This window comes from Streptomyces sp. NPDC032198 (genome assembly GCF_040636975.1).
Taxonomy (GTDB): domain Bacteria; phylum Actinomycetota; class Actinomycetes; order Streptomycetales; family Streptomycetaceae; genus Streptomyces.
The window spans coordinates 189,221-204,159 of sequence record NZ_JBEZVL010000008.1 but is presented as its reverse complement, the minus strand read 5'-3'; the positions used below and the strand labels follow the sequence as shown (position 1 = coordinate 204,159).

Annotated in this window: 12 protein-coding genes; 5 read left to right on the top strand and 7 right to left on the bottom strand. The window is 70.6% G+C overall.

From position 1 onward, the window contains the following. Positions 1–34: 34 nt before the first annotated feature. Positions 35–3,052, bottom strand: a complete 3,018-nt coding sequence (locus tag AB0E78_RS22560) for a BTAD domain-containing putative transcriptional regulator (protein ID WP_361835200.1) — start codon at positions 3,050–3,052, stop codon at positions 35–37. Between the two features lie 216 nt (positions 3,053–3,268). Here AB0E78_RS22560 and AB0E78_RS22555 point away from each other — a divergent pair, with 216 nt between their 5' ends. The 3 genes from AB0E78_RS22555 to AB0E78_RS22545 all read left to right on the top strand — a co-directional run bounded on the left by AB0E78_RS22555 (position 3,269) and on the right by AB0E78_RS22545 (position 8,779). Further along, the gene (locus AB0E78_RS22555) at positions 3,269–4,123 is read left to right on the top strand and encodes a hypothetical protein (protein ID WP_361835197.1); all 855 of its coding nucleotides are present in this window, start codon (positions 3,269–3,271) and stop codon (positions 4,121–4,123) included. 16 nt (positions 4,124–4,139) lie between these two features. Beyond that, the gene (locus AB0E78_RS22550) at positions 4,140–6,494 is read left to right on the top strand and encodes a PQQ-binding-like beta-propeller repeat protein (protein WP_361835194.1); all 2,355 of its coding nucleotides are present in this window, start codon (positions 4,140–4,142) and stop codon (positions 6,492–6,494) included. Between the two features lie 173 nt (positions 6,495–6,667). Next, the gene (locus AB0E78_RS22545) at positions 6,668–8,779 is read left to right on the top strand and encodes a PQQ-binding-like beta-propeller repeat protein (RefSeq protein WP_361835191.1); all 2,112 of its coding nucleotides are present in this window, start codon (positions 6,668–6,670) and stop codon (positions 8,777–8,779) included. A gap of 119 nt (positions 8,780–8,898) precedes the next feature. Here AB0E78_RS22545 and AB0E78_RS22540 read toward each other — a convergent pair whose 3' ends face one another. Beyond that, the gene (locus tag AB0E78_RS22540) at positions 8,899–9,984 is read right to left on the bottom strand and encodes a hypothetical protein (RefSeq protein ID WP_361835188.1); all 1,086 of its coding nucleotides are present in this window, start codon (positions 9,982–9,984) and stop codon (positions 8,899–8,901) included. Positions 9,985–10,381: 397 nt separating this feature from the next. Beyond that, a complete protein-coding gene (locus AB0E78_RS22535) occupies positions 10,382–11,119 on the bottom strand; it encodes an SDR family oxidoreductase (RefSeq protein WP_361835185.1) in 738 nt (245 codons plus the stop codon). A gap of 84 nt (positions 11,120–11,203) precedes the next feature. Here AB0E78_RS22535 and AB0E78_RS22530 point away from each other — a divergent pair, with 84 nt between their 5' ends. Further along, complete coding sequence (locus AB0E78_RS22530; protein ID WP_361835182.1) at positions 11,204–11,845, top strand: TetR/AcrR family transcriptional regulator; 642 nt, start codon at positions 11,204–11,206, stop codon at positions 11,843–11,845. Positions 11,846–11,916: 71 nt separating this feature from the next. Here AB0E78_RS22530 and AB0E78_RS22525 read toward each other — a convergent pair whose 3' ends face one another. From AB0E78_RS22525 to AB0E78_RS22515, 3 genes are all read right to left on the bottom strand, one after another. Continuing rightward, positions 11,917–12,231, bottom strand: a complete 315-nt coding sequence (locus AB0E78_RS22525) for a hypothetical protein (RefSeq protein ID WP_361835179.1) — start codon at positions 12,229–12,231, stop codon at positions 11,917–11,919. A 156-nt stretch (positions 12,232–12,387) separates the two neighbouring features. Then, positions 12,388–12,951, bottom strand: coding sequence for a GNAT family N-acetyltransferase (locus AB0E78_RS22520; RefSeq protein ID WP_361835176.1), 564 nt, complete (start codon positions 12,949–12,951; stop codon positions 12,388–12,390). An 85-nt stretch (positions 12,952–13,036) separates the two neighbouring features. Beyond that, on the bottom strand, positions 13,037–13,495 hold the full coding sequence (locus AB0E78_RS22515) for a MarR family transcriptional regulator (protein ID WP_361835173.1): 459 nt from the start codon (positions 13,493–13,495) through the stop codon (positions 13,037–13,039). A 63-nt stretch (positions 13,496–13,558) separates the two neighbouring features. Here AB0E78_RS22515 and AB0E78_RS22510 point away from each other — a divergent pair, with 63 nt between their 5' ends. Beyond that, positions 13,559–13,927, top strand: coding sequence for a VOC family protein (locus AB0E78_RS22510; RefSeq protein WP_361835170.1), 369 nt, complete (start codon positions 13,559–13,561; stop codon positions 13,925–13,927). A 69-nt stretch (positions 13,928–13,996) separates the two neighbouring features. Here AB0E78_RS22510 and AB0E78_RS22505 read toward each other — a convergent pair whose 3' ends face one another. Next, positions 13,997–14,887 carry a LysR substrate-binding domain-containing protein gene (locus tag AB0E78_RS22505; RefSeq protein ID WP_361835167.1) on the bottom strand — a complete coding sequence of 297 codons (891 nt, stop codon included), beginning with the start codon at positions 14,885–14,887 and terminating at the stop codon, positions 13,997–13,999. Positions 14,888–14,939 lie beyond the last annotated feature (52 nt).

The following is a 14,939-nucleotide window of genomic DNA, read 5'->3' as shown; positions in this document are numbered from 1 at the left end:
CCGGTCAGCAGCGGGCGTCTGCGCAGCGCGGGAATCAGGCCGTCCCGGCCAACGACCGGGCGATGTGGAACTGCTGCTCGGCCTCGGCCGGGTGGCCCGCTGCCTCGTAGGTGCGGCCGAGGCGGCGGCGGACCTCCATCTCCAGGGGCCTGCTGGTGTGTTCGGTGAGCGTCGCCAGGGCCTCCCGCTGGAGAGTGATGGCCAACGGCAGGTCTCCGCGGCCGTGTTCCGCGGCGCCGAGCAGGGACAGGCTCGTGGCTCGCAGTTGCAGGTCGCCGACCTCCTGGGCCAGGTCCGCCGCGCGCCGTGCCAGGTCTTTGACCTCGGTGTGCCGGCCCAAGGCCAGGTGGGCCTCGGCAGTGAAGCACAGGGTCTTGCTGATCATTCGGGGGCGGCCGATCTTCTCGGCGAAGGTGAGGGAGGTGGCGTAGTACGTGAGCGCTTCCTCATGCCGCCCCTGCTGGTCGTGGAGGGCGCCGAGGTTGCAGCTCGACATCCCGGACAGCCAGTCGTCGTCGAACCGGGCCGCCTGCCCCATCGCCTCACTCAGGTGCGCGGCCGCCTCCGGGAAACGGCCCAGCGCACGCTCCGCGGCGCCCATGGAGGCGGTCGCCCGGGCCTGTTCGCGAAGGTCGCCCTGGTGACGGGCGAGGCGCAGCGCATCGGTGCACCAGGCGTGTGCCTGCGGGAAGCGTCCCTGGTAGATGTCCGCGATGGCCAGGCAGTTGCGCAGGGAGGAGGGCATCCGCGGGTCGTCGGCCAGGTCGGCGCCGGGCAGCGCGAGCTCCAGGGCTGAGCGGCACTCGTGGAAGCGGCCCTGGCGGACCAGCGGGTCGACCAGGGACTCGGCGATCCAGCAGGCGTACTCGCGCTGCCCGGTGGCCGCCGCGAAAGCGACTACGTCGAGCAGCTGACCGCCCGCGGCCTCCAGCCACGCGTCGGCTTCCCGCCAGTCCCTGAAGGGGGCGTCGGCGACATCGGGGCCGGTCGGGTAGCCCTCGGGGCCCCAGTCGCTGGCCATGCGCCCGGCGGCCGTGTAGAGGTGCAGCACTGCGGCGCGGTCCGCGGCGGCCTCATCCGGCATCTCGGCGGCGAGGCGGCGCGTGTGGTCGCGTACGAGATCGTGCAGCCGGTAGCGGCTGGGCCGTGGCTGCTGCAGCAGGCTCGCGTCGACAAGACGCTCCAGGAGGTCCTCGGTGTCCTGGAGCGAGCGGCCCAGCATGACGGCGGGGGTGAGCCCGTCGAACTCGGCGGTCGGCGCCTGGCTCAACGCCCTGAATCCGCGGCGCAGTTCGGGGGCAAGCAGGTCGTAGGACATCCGAAAGGCGGCTTCCACGCTGCGGTCCTCCGCCCGGAGCTCGCCCAGGCGGCGTTCGTCGTCCGACATCCGGCCGACCAGGTGGGCCAGTGTCCAGGACGGGCGGTTCTGCAACCGGGCCCCGGCGATCCGCAGAGCCAGCGGCAGTCCGCCGCAGCGGCGGGCGAGTTCCTGCGCGGCCTCGGGTTCCTGGCCGGCGCGCGTCTGGCCAAGGAGGCGCGTGAGCAGGGTGACCGCCTCGCCCGTGTCCAGCGGCTCCACGGTGAGCCGCCGGTCGGCGTCGAGGCCGGGCAGGCGCTGGCGGCCCGCCACAAGGACCCGGCTGCCGGGGCCCGCGGGCAGCAAGGGGCGCACCTGTTCCGCACTGCGAGCGTCATCCACGACCAACAGCAGCCGCAAGGAGCTGGTGGCCGCCCGCCAGGCGGACACCAACTCGTGGAGTTCGTCGGGCAGTTCATCGTCGGCAGCGTTGACGGCACGGAGCATTTGGTGCAGGGTGCGCTGCGGGCGCAGGCTCTCGTGGGGAGCGCCAAAGGTGTGCAGGTCCACGAACAGGCAGCCGTCCGGGTACTGATCCTGCAGCGTCCAGGCGGCACGGACCAGCAGCGCGGTCTTCCCGACCCCTGCCGTGCCGTCCACGGCGGCCACGGAGACACAGTCGGCGGGCACCGGTTCGGTGAGCAGGGCCAGTTCCGTCTCCCGGCCGACGAGCCAGGCGGTGTCGCCGGGCAGTTCGTTACGGCGGGGGCGCGGCGAGGACGGGGAGCGCTCGGGCGCCGGTGGCTGGGTGTGCTGTGCGGCGGCTGCCGGGGACGCTGCTTGCGGGGTGGCGGAGTTTGTGGTGCGGGGCGGCGGGGTCCGGCCCAGCAGCAGCAGCGGGTCATCACGGCGCAGCACGCCCTGGTGCACCCGTTGCAGTTCCTCGCCGGGTTCCACGCCCAGTTCCGCGCGCAGCCGGTCTCGCGTCTCCCGGTAGGCGGCGAGCGCTTCGGCCTGCCGGCCACTGCCGTACAGGGCGCGCATCCGAAGAGCGGCGAGTGGTTCGTCGTACGGCTGCGCCGTGGGCGCGGCCAGAAGCTCGTCCAAAGCCTCCGCATACCGGCCCAGAAGCACCAGGCACTCCACTCGCTCCTGGTGAAGCGTGCGCCGCTGCCGGGCGAGACGCTGCCGCTCTGCGTCGGCGAGCGGGCCGGGCAGGCCGGCCAACGGCTCCCCGCAAAACAGGTTCAGTGCCCGCGTGCAGCCGTCGAGAGCGGCAGTGAGGTCCCCCGCGGCCTTCGCGCCGCGTATGGCACCGGCTTGTGCGGTCAACTCGGCGATGTCCGTGCGCGCTTCGCCGGGCATGAAGCGGTATCCGCCCCGCTCGCCGCGGATCACGGATGTGGTGGGGCGGGCACCGGGCCCATCCAGTGCCTTGCGCAGGGGATAGACGTAACTGGGCAGGACCCGGCGCCCGGTTCCTGGTGGTTCAAGTCCCCATACGTCGTCCAGGAGTTGCTGGTGGGTGACGAGCGTGTTTGCCCGCAGGATCAGCGCGGCCAGCACCGCCTGACGCCGTACGGGCCCCAGGTCGAGGGGCGTCTCGCCGCGGTGGGCGCCGACCGGGCCGAGCAGGGCGAGACGCAGCCGACCTGCCGCGCTCTCCGCGCCTTGCGCACCGGGCGTATCAGGAGCCGTAGCCGTGTCAGCTGTGTCAGCCCTGTTCGTGCCCACTTCGAATCTGTTGGTGCCCACTTCAAACTCCCCCGTGGTCTATGCAGTTCCCGCAGTTCCCCGTTGTCCCAGCGGAAACCCAATCCTCTGCTTCAGCAGAATTTCATCAGCATTGCAGTGTCTCGCGAGAGGGTCGGCGCGTCGTGCCCGGTCCCGGTCGACCGGTTCCGGCCACTTCCCCTGGGGTGGGTTCCTGCCCCTCCCAAGGACCTGGACCGTAGGAAAGCGAGCTGTTTCGTGAGCGAGAACCCGCAGGTGGGCCCCCCGCAGGGCTTCGGAGACAGCCCTCAGGGCCCCGGCCAGGCGCCGCCCCCGATGCCCGGCCAGGCGCCGCCGCCGGTCCCGCCGCACGCGCCGGGCCCGCCCTCGGCCTGGTCGCAGCCGGTTCCTCCGGACGGCCACCGCGGCCCCGGCGGCTCGGGCCCTCGTGGCGGCCTTTCTCGCGTCTGGCTGATCGGGGGCACCGCGGCGCTCGTCGCGGCCGTGGTCATCGGCGTGGTCGTCGCCACGTCGGGGGACGACGACAAGAGCACCGCGAAGGGCAAGCCCTCCGGCGCTCCGGCAGGCGTCGCCAAGCCGAAGGCGCCGTCAGGGGGCAAGGCGTATACCAAGGTCCCCAAGGGATGCGAGCTGATCAAGGCGTCGACCATTGACAAGGTCGCGCCCGGAGGCAAGTGCACGCCGGGCCTGATGGACGAGAAGGATCTCCCGACACTGATCAGCAGGATGCCGAGGTGGGAGCCCGCCGACTACGGCGGCAGCTATCAGAGCCTGAGTGTGAGCCTCACGGTCGGCGCGAGCGCCAAGGGCCAGTACGACACGAAGAAGACGACCGCTAACAGCGACCTCAAGGGCATACGCAAGGTGGAGGGTTCCCGGCCGGTGAGCGGGCTGGGCGAGGAGTCCCTCATCGTCGACACCGTCGACGCCCGGGACGGGTCGCTGGCCCAGTCAGAGGTGGTCGTCCTGCAGGGCAACGCCGCGCTCAGCGTGGACTTCACCTACAGCCGGGAGAACTCCGACACCACCAAGAAGCAGGCCGAGGACGCCGCCATCGCTGCCGCCCGTGATGTGCTCGGTTCGCTGAGCTGATCGCCGCGGCGACGTCGTGCATACCCCTCCCCACGAAAGCAGCGACCCCACGGCCGCACGGCCTGCGCACACCACGGTGCCGCAGCCTCCGGCCGCAAGGGCGGCGCACACCACCGTGCCCCAGCCTCCGGCCACACCGACCCGGCCTCTCACCGGCCTCCCGCAGCCGCCCGGTCAGATCCCTGGGCAAGTCCCGGGGCAAGTCCCGGGCCAGCGGAGCCCTTCCCGTATCGGCCCCTACGAGGTCTTTCAGCTCCTCGGCGAAGGCGGCATGGGCAGGGTGTTCCTGGCCCGGTCGCCGGGTTCGCGGCTGGTGGCCCTGAAGGTCATCCGGCCCGAGTACGCCGAGGCGCCGAACTTCCGCGGGCGTTTCCGGCGCGAGGCCGAATCCGCCCGCCGCGTGAGCGGATTCTTCACCCCGCCGGTGCTCGACGCGGACGCGGACGCCCCGCAGCCCTGGCTGGCCACGGCCTACGTTCCCGCGCCGTCGCTGCACGAGGTCGTCAGCGGCTTCGGTGTGCTGCCCGAGGCGGGCCTGCGGGCCCTTGGCACCGGCCTCGCGGAGGCGCTGCTGGCCATTCATGACGCCGGCATCGTGCACCGTGACCTCAAGCCCGGCAACGTACTCATCGCCGAAGACGGGCCCCGGGTCATCGACTTCGGCATCAGCAGCGCGGTGGACGCCACCCAGGTGACCCGGACCGGTGCCGTGATGGGGACGCCCGGGTTCATGGCACCCGAGCAGATCACTTCGAGCCGCGAGGCCGGACCGGCGGCCGACCTCTTCTCGCTGGGCTGCGTGCTGGTCTTCGCGGCCACCGGGCGCGGCCCCTTCGGCTCCGGAGGGACAGCCGAGATCCTCTACCGGGCCGTCCACCATCCGCCCCAACTGGACGGAATACCCTCGGCGTTGACGCCGCTGGTGAGCGCCTGCCTGGACAAGGACCCCGCCCGCAGGCCGCCCGCCGCGTCAGTGCTGGGCGTGCTGGGGACCGCGGACCCTGCCGCCCTGCTCACGCAGGGCCTGCGGCAGGATCTGGCGCGGCGGGAGGCACACGCCGCCGTTCTGGTGTCCGCGCCGCCCGTACCCATGACGCCCCTTGGACCGTCAGAGGACCCGTTCGCCACCGCTCCCCCCAGGGGGCCCAGTCGCCGCAGGTTCTTGTGGATATCCGCGGCCGCCACCACCGTCGCCGCGGGCGGCGGGGCCGCGGCGCTGACCGGGTGGCGGTCGAAGCCAAGCACGACACCGGCCCGCGGCGGCGGCAGCGCGGGCACCACCGGCCGGCCCGAACCCAAGGTCCCGGGCGGCCCGAAGCCGCGGTGGACGGTCCCGCTGAAGAAGCTGGACAGCGCCCAACTCCAGCTCCTGGACGACGTATTGGTGCACTGGGAGCAAAGACGCGCCACCGCCTATGACACCACTGCGGGGAAGGAACTCTGGGCGGGGTCGCTGCGCTTACCCTCCGGCACGTCAGGGGACCCGAAGTGGCTGGGCGTGCACGGGCCGACGCTCTTCGCCTCAGCCTGGAGCGGCGAGCGCGGCTATCTGTTCGGCGTCGACGCCGCGGGCAAGCAGAAGTTCACCCACGCGATCACCGAGCAGCGCGCCGACGCCCAGTCCGCCGACTTCGTCGAGAGCATCCTGTCCGTCGCCGGTTCGGTGGCGGTCGTCGGCACCAGCGGTCACAAGGGATACGGGGTGCTCGCGGTCGATCTCGGCTCCGGCGAGGTGCTGTGGTCGCGCAAGGTCAAGGGCAGCGATTTCCAGGCGTACGCCGAGGGAAGCCGCTGCTTCCTCCAGGACAACGGCACGCTCCGTGGCCTTGCCCTGCGCTCGGGTGCCGAGCGGTGGAAGGTCCGGGACGTCATCAAGCCCGGCGCCTATCCCCATCTGTCCACCGACGGCAAGACCCTGCTCGTCACCAGCACCAAGGTGCAGGCCTTCCGCGTCGCCGACGGCAAGAAGCTGTGGACCGCGGTCAACGAGACGACCACCATCAGCCCGGCCAGGGTCCGCGGCAAGCGGGCCTATCTCTACGACGGACCGGGCACCGTGTTCGCCCTGGACATGCGCAGCGGTGAGCAGGCGTGGCACACCGAGAGCCCGGTACACCTGACGACCACCGGCGGCGCACAGGACCAGGGGCCCGTCGTCTCCTCGTCCGTAGTGGCGATCCCTACCTGGGCCACCGGTGACGTACCGGGGTTCGTCGTCCTGCGCGCCTCCGACGGCAAGGCGCAGTGGGCACACCAGCCCTCCGGCGCCGAAGCCGGGGGCAAGAGCAACTGGCTGCTCCAGATCTCCGGCAGCACCCTCTTCGCCGCATCCGAGACCACCCTTTACGCCTTCCGGAGCGACACGCCGTGACCATGCCACCCACACCACCCGTGCCGCCGTCCGCACCCGCGACGCCGGGAGCAACACCGCCTGGGCCAACGCCGCCCGGACCAAGTCCGTCCGCGCCTCCCCCGCAAGCCGCCTCCCCTGCCCCTGCCCCTGCCCCTGCCCCTGCCCCTGCCACGTACATCGGCCCCTACCGGGTGATCCGAGAACTCGGTGCGGGCGGCATGGGCCGCGTCCACCTCGCCGCGTCGCGCAGCGGCCGTGCGGTCGCCGTCAAGGTCGTGCGTCCCGAACTGGCCGCCGACCCCGATTTCCGCCGCCGCTTCAGGGCCGAGGTCGAGGCCGCCCGAGCGGTGTCCGGTGCCTTCACCGCGCCGGTCGTCGACGCCGATCCCGAGGGACCCCAGCCGTGGCTGGCCACCGCGTACATCCCCGGCCCTTCCCTCACCGACGCCCTGGACGCCCACGGGCCCATGCCCGAGGCCACCTTGCGCGTCCTGGGCGGCGGCCTGGCCGAGGCGCTGGCCGCGATCCACCGCGCCGGGCTCATCCACCGCGACCTCAAGCCGTCCAATATCCTCCTCACCCGCGACGGCCCCCGGGTCATCGACTTCGGCATCAGCCGGGCCGTCGACGGAACCGTGCTGACCGCCGAGGGCCAGGTCGCGGGATCGCCCGGCTTCATGTCGCCCGAGCAGTCGCGCGGGGGCGAACTCACCCCCGCGAGCGACGTGTTCGCCTTCGGCTGCGTACTCGCCCTCGCAGCCACCGGCGCTCCGCCCTTCGGTACGGGCGCGGTCCACGCCCTGCTCTACCGGGCCGCCTACGAAGCGCCGCAGCTGAACGGCGTCCCCCACGGCCTGCTCGGCATCGTCACCGCCTGCCTCGAAAAGGACCCCGCGCGCCGCCCCACCGTCGAACAGCTCCAGGCCTGGCTGCGCCCGGAGACCACCGCCGGCTGGCTCGGCGCGGTCGAGCTCCAGGTGACCGAGGACCAGCGCATGTTGCAGGGCGCCCTACGCACCCCGTTGCTCAGCCGCCGCCGGTTGCTGACCGGCGGCGCCGTACTCGCCGCGAGCGCGGCAGCGGGCGGCACCGCCTGGTTCCTTCGCTCACGCGGCGGGGACGGCGGGGGCACGGTTGCCGCCCCCACCCTCGACTGGGCCAAGGAGCTTCCGCAGCCCGGCATGTTCCTGCGCTCGGTCACGCGCTCCACGCTGCTGTGTACGGAGAAGGCCTCCGGTGCCTGCTTCGACCGGGGCACCGGCAAGCTCCTGTGGAAGGACCTCGGCGGCCAGAACACCGACGCCCTCCCGGACGACAAGCGCGTCTACACCGTGCGCACCGATGGCAAGGTGTACGCATTCGACGGCCGGTCCGGAAAGGAGCTGTGGGACGCGCCCCCGGCCGGGGGCAGCGCGCCCAAACTGGACTTCTCGGACGGCGAGTTGGTCATGACCACGAGCGGCGGACGCTTCCGGGCCCTGGAGGCATCGAGCGGTGAGGTGCGGTGGACCTCGCGTGACGAGCAGGACGTCAGCGTGATCATCGGCGCCACCCCGGCGGGGGCGCTGCTCGCCTGGGGCGATGCGTCGAAAGTCAACCCGGCCGCGATGCTCAGGGGCTACTCCGCCCTCGACCGGAAGTCGGGCGAGCGCGTATGGACGAAGGACCTCGTCACTCTGTACCCACCGGAGCGTCTGTCGGAGGGCCCGCAGGACAAGGACAAGGTGCTCTACGGCATCGACGCCGAAATGAAGCTGCTCGCCCTTGATCCCGACGACGGCAGGACGCTCTGGAGCAAGCCCACCAAACTCCCTCCCACCAACAGCGAGGTCCTCGGCTGGGCCGGATCCCTGAGCCTGCTCGGGGGCACCCTGTTCTGCTACCCGAGCACCGGCTTCAATGGCTCGACCCGCGGCTTGCTGGCAGCCTTCGACCCCGCGTCGGGCAAGACCCTGTGGACGGCGCAGACCGCCGCCCGCGGCAACCGCGGTTACGCACGCACCGGTTCGACCGTCTGCTACCTGGACAAGAAGGTCCTGCACGGGCTCGACGCCAAGACCGGAGGGAAACGCTGGACGGCAGGGGCGGGACTGGGTGACCTCAAACTCCTGGGCGCCCTGCGCGGACTGTTCCTCGCCGCGGGCACGAAGGGCCTGTATGCCTTCCGCGCCGACACCGGCAAGCAGGTCTGGCACTACCGGGCCACCGGCGGCCCCGGATCCTGGACCGCGCAAGCCGTCGGCGACAACCTGTACGCCACCTGGTCCGGCAAGCTCTTCCGCTTCTCGGTGCCCAAGACGTAGGAGAGTCCCCCGGCTGGATCGGGCCCCTGCGTCGGCCCCGGCTCCGCTACGAACCTTGCTGCCCCGCCGCTCGCGCGCGAGCGGTGGGGCAGCAGGAGAGCGTGGCTGTCGTGGTGCGATCAGTAGAAGCGGCGGACGAAGACGTCCGACTTACCGTTGGTGTCGCCGGGCACGATGTCGTCGGCCGTGGAGTGGAAGACCACGTCACGCCCACCGGCACTGACCGTGTCGGTCCCGGCCGTGGCGGGCTGGTTCGAGACGACCTCGTCGGTGCCCGTCCGCAGGTCGCGCAGCACGAGCGACGGTCCGGTCGTGTCGTTCGGGGCGTACAGCAGGTAGCGGCCGGTGGGGTCGATGGCCAGGCCCCGTACGTTGGGCACCAGTTGGTCGGTGCCCGAGCTCTCGTCCTGGACGTAGGTGTCGGAGCCCGAGAGGTAGACGATCTTGCTGCCGTCCTTGCTGATCTGGACGAGTTTCGCTGCCTTGGACGGCCCCTCGATCGGGCCGGCTGAGGTGTCGTCGGTCCGGTCCCACACGAAGACGTCCTCCGTCTTGCCGTCCTGGTAGGCGACAAAGCGGCCGTCGCCGCTGATGGAGGGCCGGGACGAGACGGTGTGGTCGAACTCGTAGACGGTTTCGGTGGTGTTGGCGCGCCAGTCCCGTACCTCGATGCGCTGCCGGGACGGCGGTCGGTTGAAGGTGGCGACCTGGGCGATGTAGCGGCCGTCCGCGCTCAGCGATGTCTGGCTGCAGCTGAGTCCCGCGCAGTTCATGCCGATCGTGCTTCCCGAACTCACCTGGGACAGGAAGGACTTCGTGTCTCGTTGCCACAGTCCCCACATGGCAACGTATTGCCCGTCACCGCTGATCACCGGGGGCTGGTCCGGGCGGACGGGGGTGCTCATCAGCGTGGTCTTGCTCATCCGCTGGTCGCGGACGTACACCCTTTCCCGTATCGCCGGGTTGTCGGGTGTGAGGTTGTTCGCCAACGACGAGAAGGCGACACTGCGGCCGTTTGTGGTGATCGTGGCGGCGGTGGAGTCGCCGTCGCCCTGGGTTCCGTCGGGCGCGACACTGATCCGCTCGACCCCGGCTCCGCTGTCGCTCGCGACGCGCGCCACGTTCATGGACTCGGCCGAAGCGACTCCGGGCAGCACCGTCGTGACCGCGCAGACCACGACGGTGGCGCATAAGGCGGCCCGCACACGTCTGATGCCTCGCCGCTTCGTGGTTCCCCTCATTTTCCCCCCAAGACAAGTCATGACCCCTCTTCCCGGTCCCCACCGGAGGGCCACAAGCATGCAACCGTGATGGTGCTGTGGGGTCAATGCGTCGCGTGACTATCGAGAGGCGCGGTTCCGGTCAAGTGAAAGCGGTCGGCTTCACAGCGCGCCGGGCCACAGAGTCCCGGAAAGGACTCACGCTCCGCACCGTCCCGATGAGGGCCTGGGACGCCCACGGGAGGACCAGCGGGCCAACCGGCAGCGCAACGGCAGCAGGGGCGGTCGGCCCGCTGGCTTCGACAGGACGCACTCCACACGCGCGGCCGGTGGTGCGCCCCCATCGCATCGAGGGAGCCAGAGGCGCACCACCGGCCGTCGTTCAGGCCCGGGTGTAGCCGCCGTCGGCGAAGAGTTCGGCGCCGGTGACGAACGAGGAGGCGTCCGAAGCCAGGAAGAGGGCGGCCGCGGCGATTTCCTCGGCGTTGGCCAGCCGCCCCAGTGGCACGACGGCCTCGGCGAACCGGTCGGCGTCCGGCCCCGCGGCGCCCAGCAGGCCAGGGGTTCGCGTGGGCCCGGGGCTGAGCACGTTGACCCGGAACCGGCGCTCCCGGGACTGCCGGGCCCAGTTGTGCACGAGGTTGCTCAGCGCCACCTTCGAGGCGCTGTAGACCTCGAGTTGCTCATTGGGCCGCACGCTGTTGCTCGAGCCGATGACCAGGATGGAGGCGTTCTCCGCCAGCAGCGGAAGCGCCTTTTGAACGGTGAAGAGCGGGCCCTTGACGTTGACGGCGAGCGTCAGATCGACGTTCGCCTCGGTGTGGGCGCCGAGCCCAGCGTCCGCGACGATTCCCGCGTTGGCCACCAGCACGTCGATGCGTCCGGCCTCCTCGCGGACTCGCGTGTAGAGCGCGTCCAGGTCGGCCAGGACCGAAACGTCGGACCGTACGCCGGTGGCCGCAGGACCCAACTCCTTGACTGCCGCTTCGAGGCGGTCGGTGTCCCGGCCCGTCACGAAGACCCGTGCACCCTCCCGGACGAAGCGGTGGGCGATGGCCAGCCCGATCCCGCTGGTCCCTCCGGTGATCACGGCCACCTTCTCCTGCAGCACGCCTGACATGGCGAACCCCTTCAGTTGTGGAATGGATCGTCCACAACTTAGGCAGTAATGGACGATCGAGTCAAGAATGGATACGCTGAGACCATGGCAAGACCACGCGCATTCGACGAACGCCACGTCCTGGAGCGGGCCCGGGAACAGTTCTGGGCGGCCGGCTATGCGGGAACCCGGATGGACGACATCGCCCGGGTGACCGGACTGGGCAAGGGCAGCCTGTACGGCGCATTCGGCGACAAGGGCAAGCTGTTCCACCGCGTGTTCGGCGACTGGTGCACCGCAGTCGTCGAGGTGGCCGAAGAGCGGCTGACAGGTGGCCCGGACGCGGAAGCCTTGGCCCGGCTGTCGGGATACGTGCACCTCATGGCGGAGAACACCGCCTCCGACACCGAGCGCCGCGGGTGCCTGTTGGCCAAGGGCGCGGCGGAACTGGCCCAGAACGATCCCACGGTCGCCGGACGGTCGGCCGAGACCATGACGGCACTGCTGGCCCTGCTGCGAACGGAGATCAGCGCCGCCCAGCGCCACGGCGACATCGACAGCACTGCGGACCCGGAGCGGTTGGCGGCACTCCTGCTGACTGTGGTCCGCGGAATTGAGGCGGTGGGCAAAGCTGGCCTCGCCCCGGAGACGCTGCGGAACATTGCGGACACCGCACTGGCCGTCCTGCCCATGGGCGACGGGCAGAAAGGCCTCGCAGCCGGGCGCAGTCCAGCCCGCGAGAACTAACTTGGCGCCCTCACGGCCACATGGTCCGCCGGACAGTGGCCAATGACCTTCCTTCGCGCCATTGCTCTGGATCAGCCGGCTGGGTTCCTGCCCTTGATGATGCCCCAGGGCCGCAGCCGAAGTTGTCCAGCCCCTGCACCCGTGAGGATCACGCGGGCCGCATGGGGCGGATGCACCACGGGGACCGGCGGCACTGACGGGTAGCGACGGATCTCCACCACCGTCAAGTGCATCACTTGGCCGCGCCGATCCGTGCGGTGAAACTCGGCGCCCAGCCGCATGGTCTCCAGACAACGCACCGCAATGGCCATCCGGTCCGCTCCGAGGACATCCACTTCCACGATCTGGAGCGTGGGCTGCGGGGGCTCAGGAAGCGGCGCGGTCATGCTGCCATGATCGCAGCGTCAGCGCCGCCGCTGCTACTGCTGCTGCTGCCGCCGCCAACGGCCCCTGGCACGCTCCGGGTTCAACCTGGCACGACGCCTGCCGTCCACCGGTCGGTTCCGGTGGTTGTGGATGCGGAACGGCCCTGCTCACCGTGGCTACTGCCGCTCCCACTGCTCCTTGGTGATCTCGTACCGTACGCCTCCCTGCTCGGAGCCCTCGACCAGCTGCATGTCGGAGGGGGTAGGGATGGTGTCCGCGAGCGTCATCTCGAGCTTCTCCATGATGTTGCGTGAACCGCGGTTCACACACATCGTCTCAGCCCACACCATGCGCACACCGAGCTCGGTGAACGCCTTGCCCAGCAAGGCCCGCGAGCCCTCGGTGGCATAGCCCTTGCCCCAGGCCGACTGCCGCAGCCGGTAGCCGAGTTCGACTTCGTCCAGTGGTCCCTCCGGCTCGGGGCGCAGGATGAACCAGCCGATGAACGCGCCGCCGTCCTTCTCGTGCGCGGCGAAGAGTCCGAGGTCCCCGCCCCACTTGTCGTAGCCGGCCATGATGTTCGGCAGGTGGCGCTCGCGCACGACCTCCGGTGCGGTCGGATGTCCGCCGGACAGGTAGCGCATCACCGCCGGATCGCTGTCCAGCTCGATCAGCAGGTCCGCGTCATCGGCGGTAAAGCGGCGCAGGGCCAGGCGCTCGGTCTGCAGGTAGATGTCCACGAGCCGATCATGCCTGCAGCAAGCCGGGCATCCCAATGGTTTTCACGCCTGTCCGGGCCTGTCGAGCCGAGGAGCGAGGAGCGAGCTATGCACCGTCGTTGCCATTACGCAGGGAATGGATCATGCCCTGCAGAATCCGGAACGCGTCTGACTGCTCGGCTTCGGTCATGTCGGCCAGCATTCTGACCTCGACGGAACGGACCGCCACGGTCGCCTTCTCCAGGCTCCGTCGGCCGCGAGGCGTGAGCCGCGCGGGAAGAACCTTCCCGACGGGCGCCTCCGCAGGCCTGGTCACGTAGCCCTCTCGTTCCAGGTTCTGGAGCAGCACGTTCATCGACTGCCGTGTCACGAACGCGCCCCGCGCGAGCTCGGAGTTCGACAAGCCCGGCCGTTGGGCCAGCAGCTCCAGGCAGGAGTAGTGCGTCACGCTCATCCCGAGCGGCCGCAGCACCTCCTCCATGGCTGCGCGCAGAGCGCTCGATGCCTCTTTCAGCAGGTAGCCCAGTGATTTGGCCAGGTCGACGCCGACACCCTTTTGACTCATGTCAGAAGTCTGACATACGTTGGCCCGTGTCAGGAATCTGACACGGACACAAGGAGCAGCATCATGCCCGTCACCGGCCCCGACTTCATCTCGCTCCAGGTACGCGACCTCGACGCTTCGCAGGCGTTCTACGAGCAGTACCTCGGCCTCGTCCGCTCACAGACCGGGCCTCCACACGCCGTCGTATTCGAGACGAAGCCGATCACGTTCGCACTCCGCGCCGTCGTACCCGGCACCGATCTCGCATCCGTCGCCCAGCCCGGCATCGGGGCCGCGATCTGGCTCCACGCCACGGACGTCCAGGCCATTCACGATGCTCTCGTCGCCGACGGTCACACCATCGCCTCCGCGCCGATCGACGGCCCCTTCGGCCGGACCTTCACCTTCGCCGACCCCGACGGCTACCACGTCACGCTCCACGACCGCGCCTGACAGGCCGAACGCCACCGACGATCACCGTCGGCCCGAAGACCAGCTGATGGCGCAGCGGTCCATCACTCGTCACCGCGGCCGCAGGGCGGTGCGGGCATGGGTCAGGAACGCCCGTGCCGCTGGGCTCTCCGTGCCCGCCGTCCGCCACGCCAGGGCGAGCCGACCACAGATGACGGGGTGGGTGAACAGCACATGCAGCTCGTCCGGGTGGTCGCGGGCGATCGGCTCGGGCAGGATCGCCACGCCCATGCCGTACGCCGCGAGCCGCGCCAGCACCCTCGGGTCACTCGCCTCGAAGGCGATGCGCGGCCGGAAGCCGGCGGCGGCGCAGGCGGCGTCGATGTCTGCCCGGGTGCCGGTGGCGTGGGTGAAAGTGATCAGCGTACGGTCGGCCAGCTCCGTGAGCGTGACCTCGTCCCGCCCGGACAGGGCAAGTGGGTCTTCCCTGCTCACGGCGGCCACCAGCGGTTCATCGGCGATGGTCTGGAGCTCGATGCCGGGCGGCGGGCCATGGGCCGGGGCGACCACGGCCGCGTCGAGCCGGCCGGCGGTCAGGGCGGCGGCCAGCTCGTCCGAACTGGACTCCCGAAGGCTGATGTCCACGGCCGGGTGGCGGCGGTGAAAGGAGGCGAGGAGCCCGGGCAGATCGAGCTCGGACGCCATGGTGACCGTGCCGACCGCGACACAGCCGCGCAGCAGCCCGGTGTACTCGTCCACCGCGAGTTGAGCGCCCGCCACCGCGGCGAGCGCGGAGCGCGCGTACTCCAGCACGGTGGCACCCACCTCGGTGGGACGGACCGTACGACCCGAGCGATCCAGCAGCCGCTGGCCCAGCTCGCGCTCCAGTTGCCTTATCTGGGAACTCACTCCCGGCTGAGTGACATGCAGCCGCTCCGCCGCCCGGGTGAAGCTCGCCTCCTCGACCACGGCCACCAGGTACTCAAGCTGTCGCAACTCCATAACTGGGAAGCATAGTTGGACGAAGAAGAACTACTTGGACTTCTGATCGGCT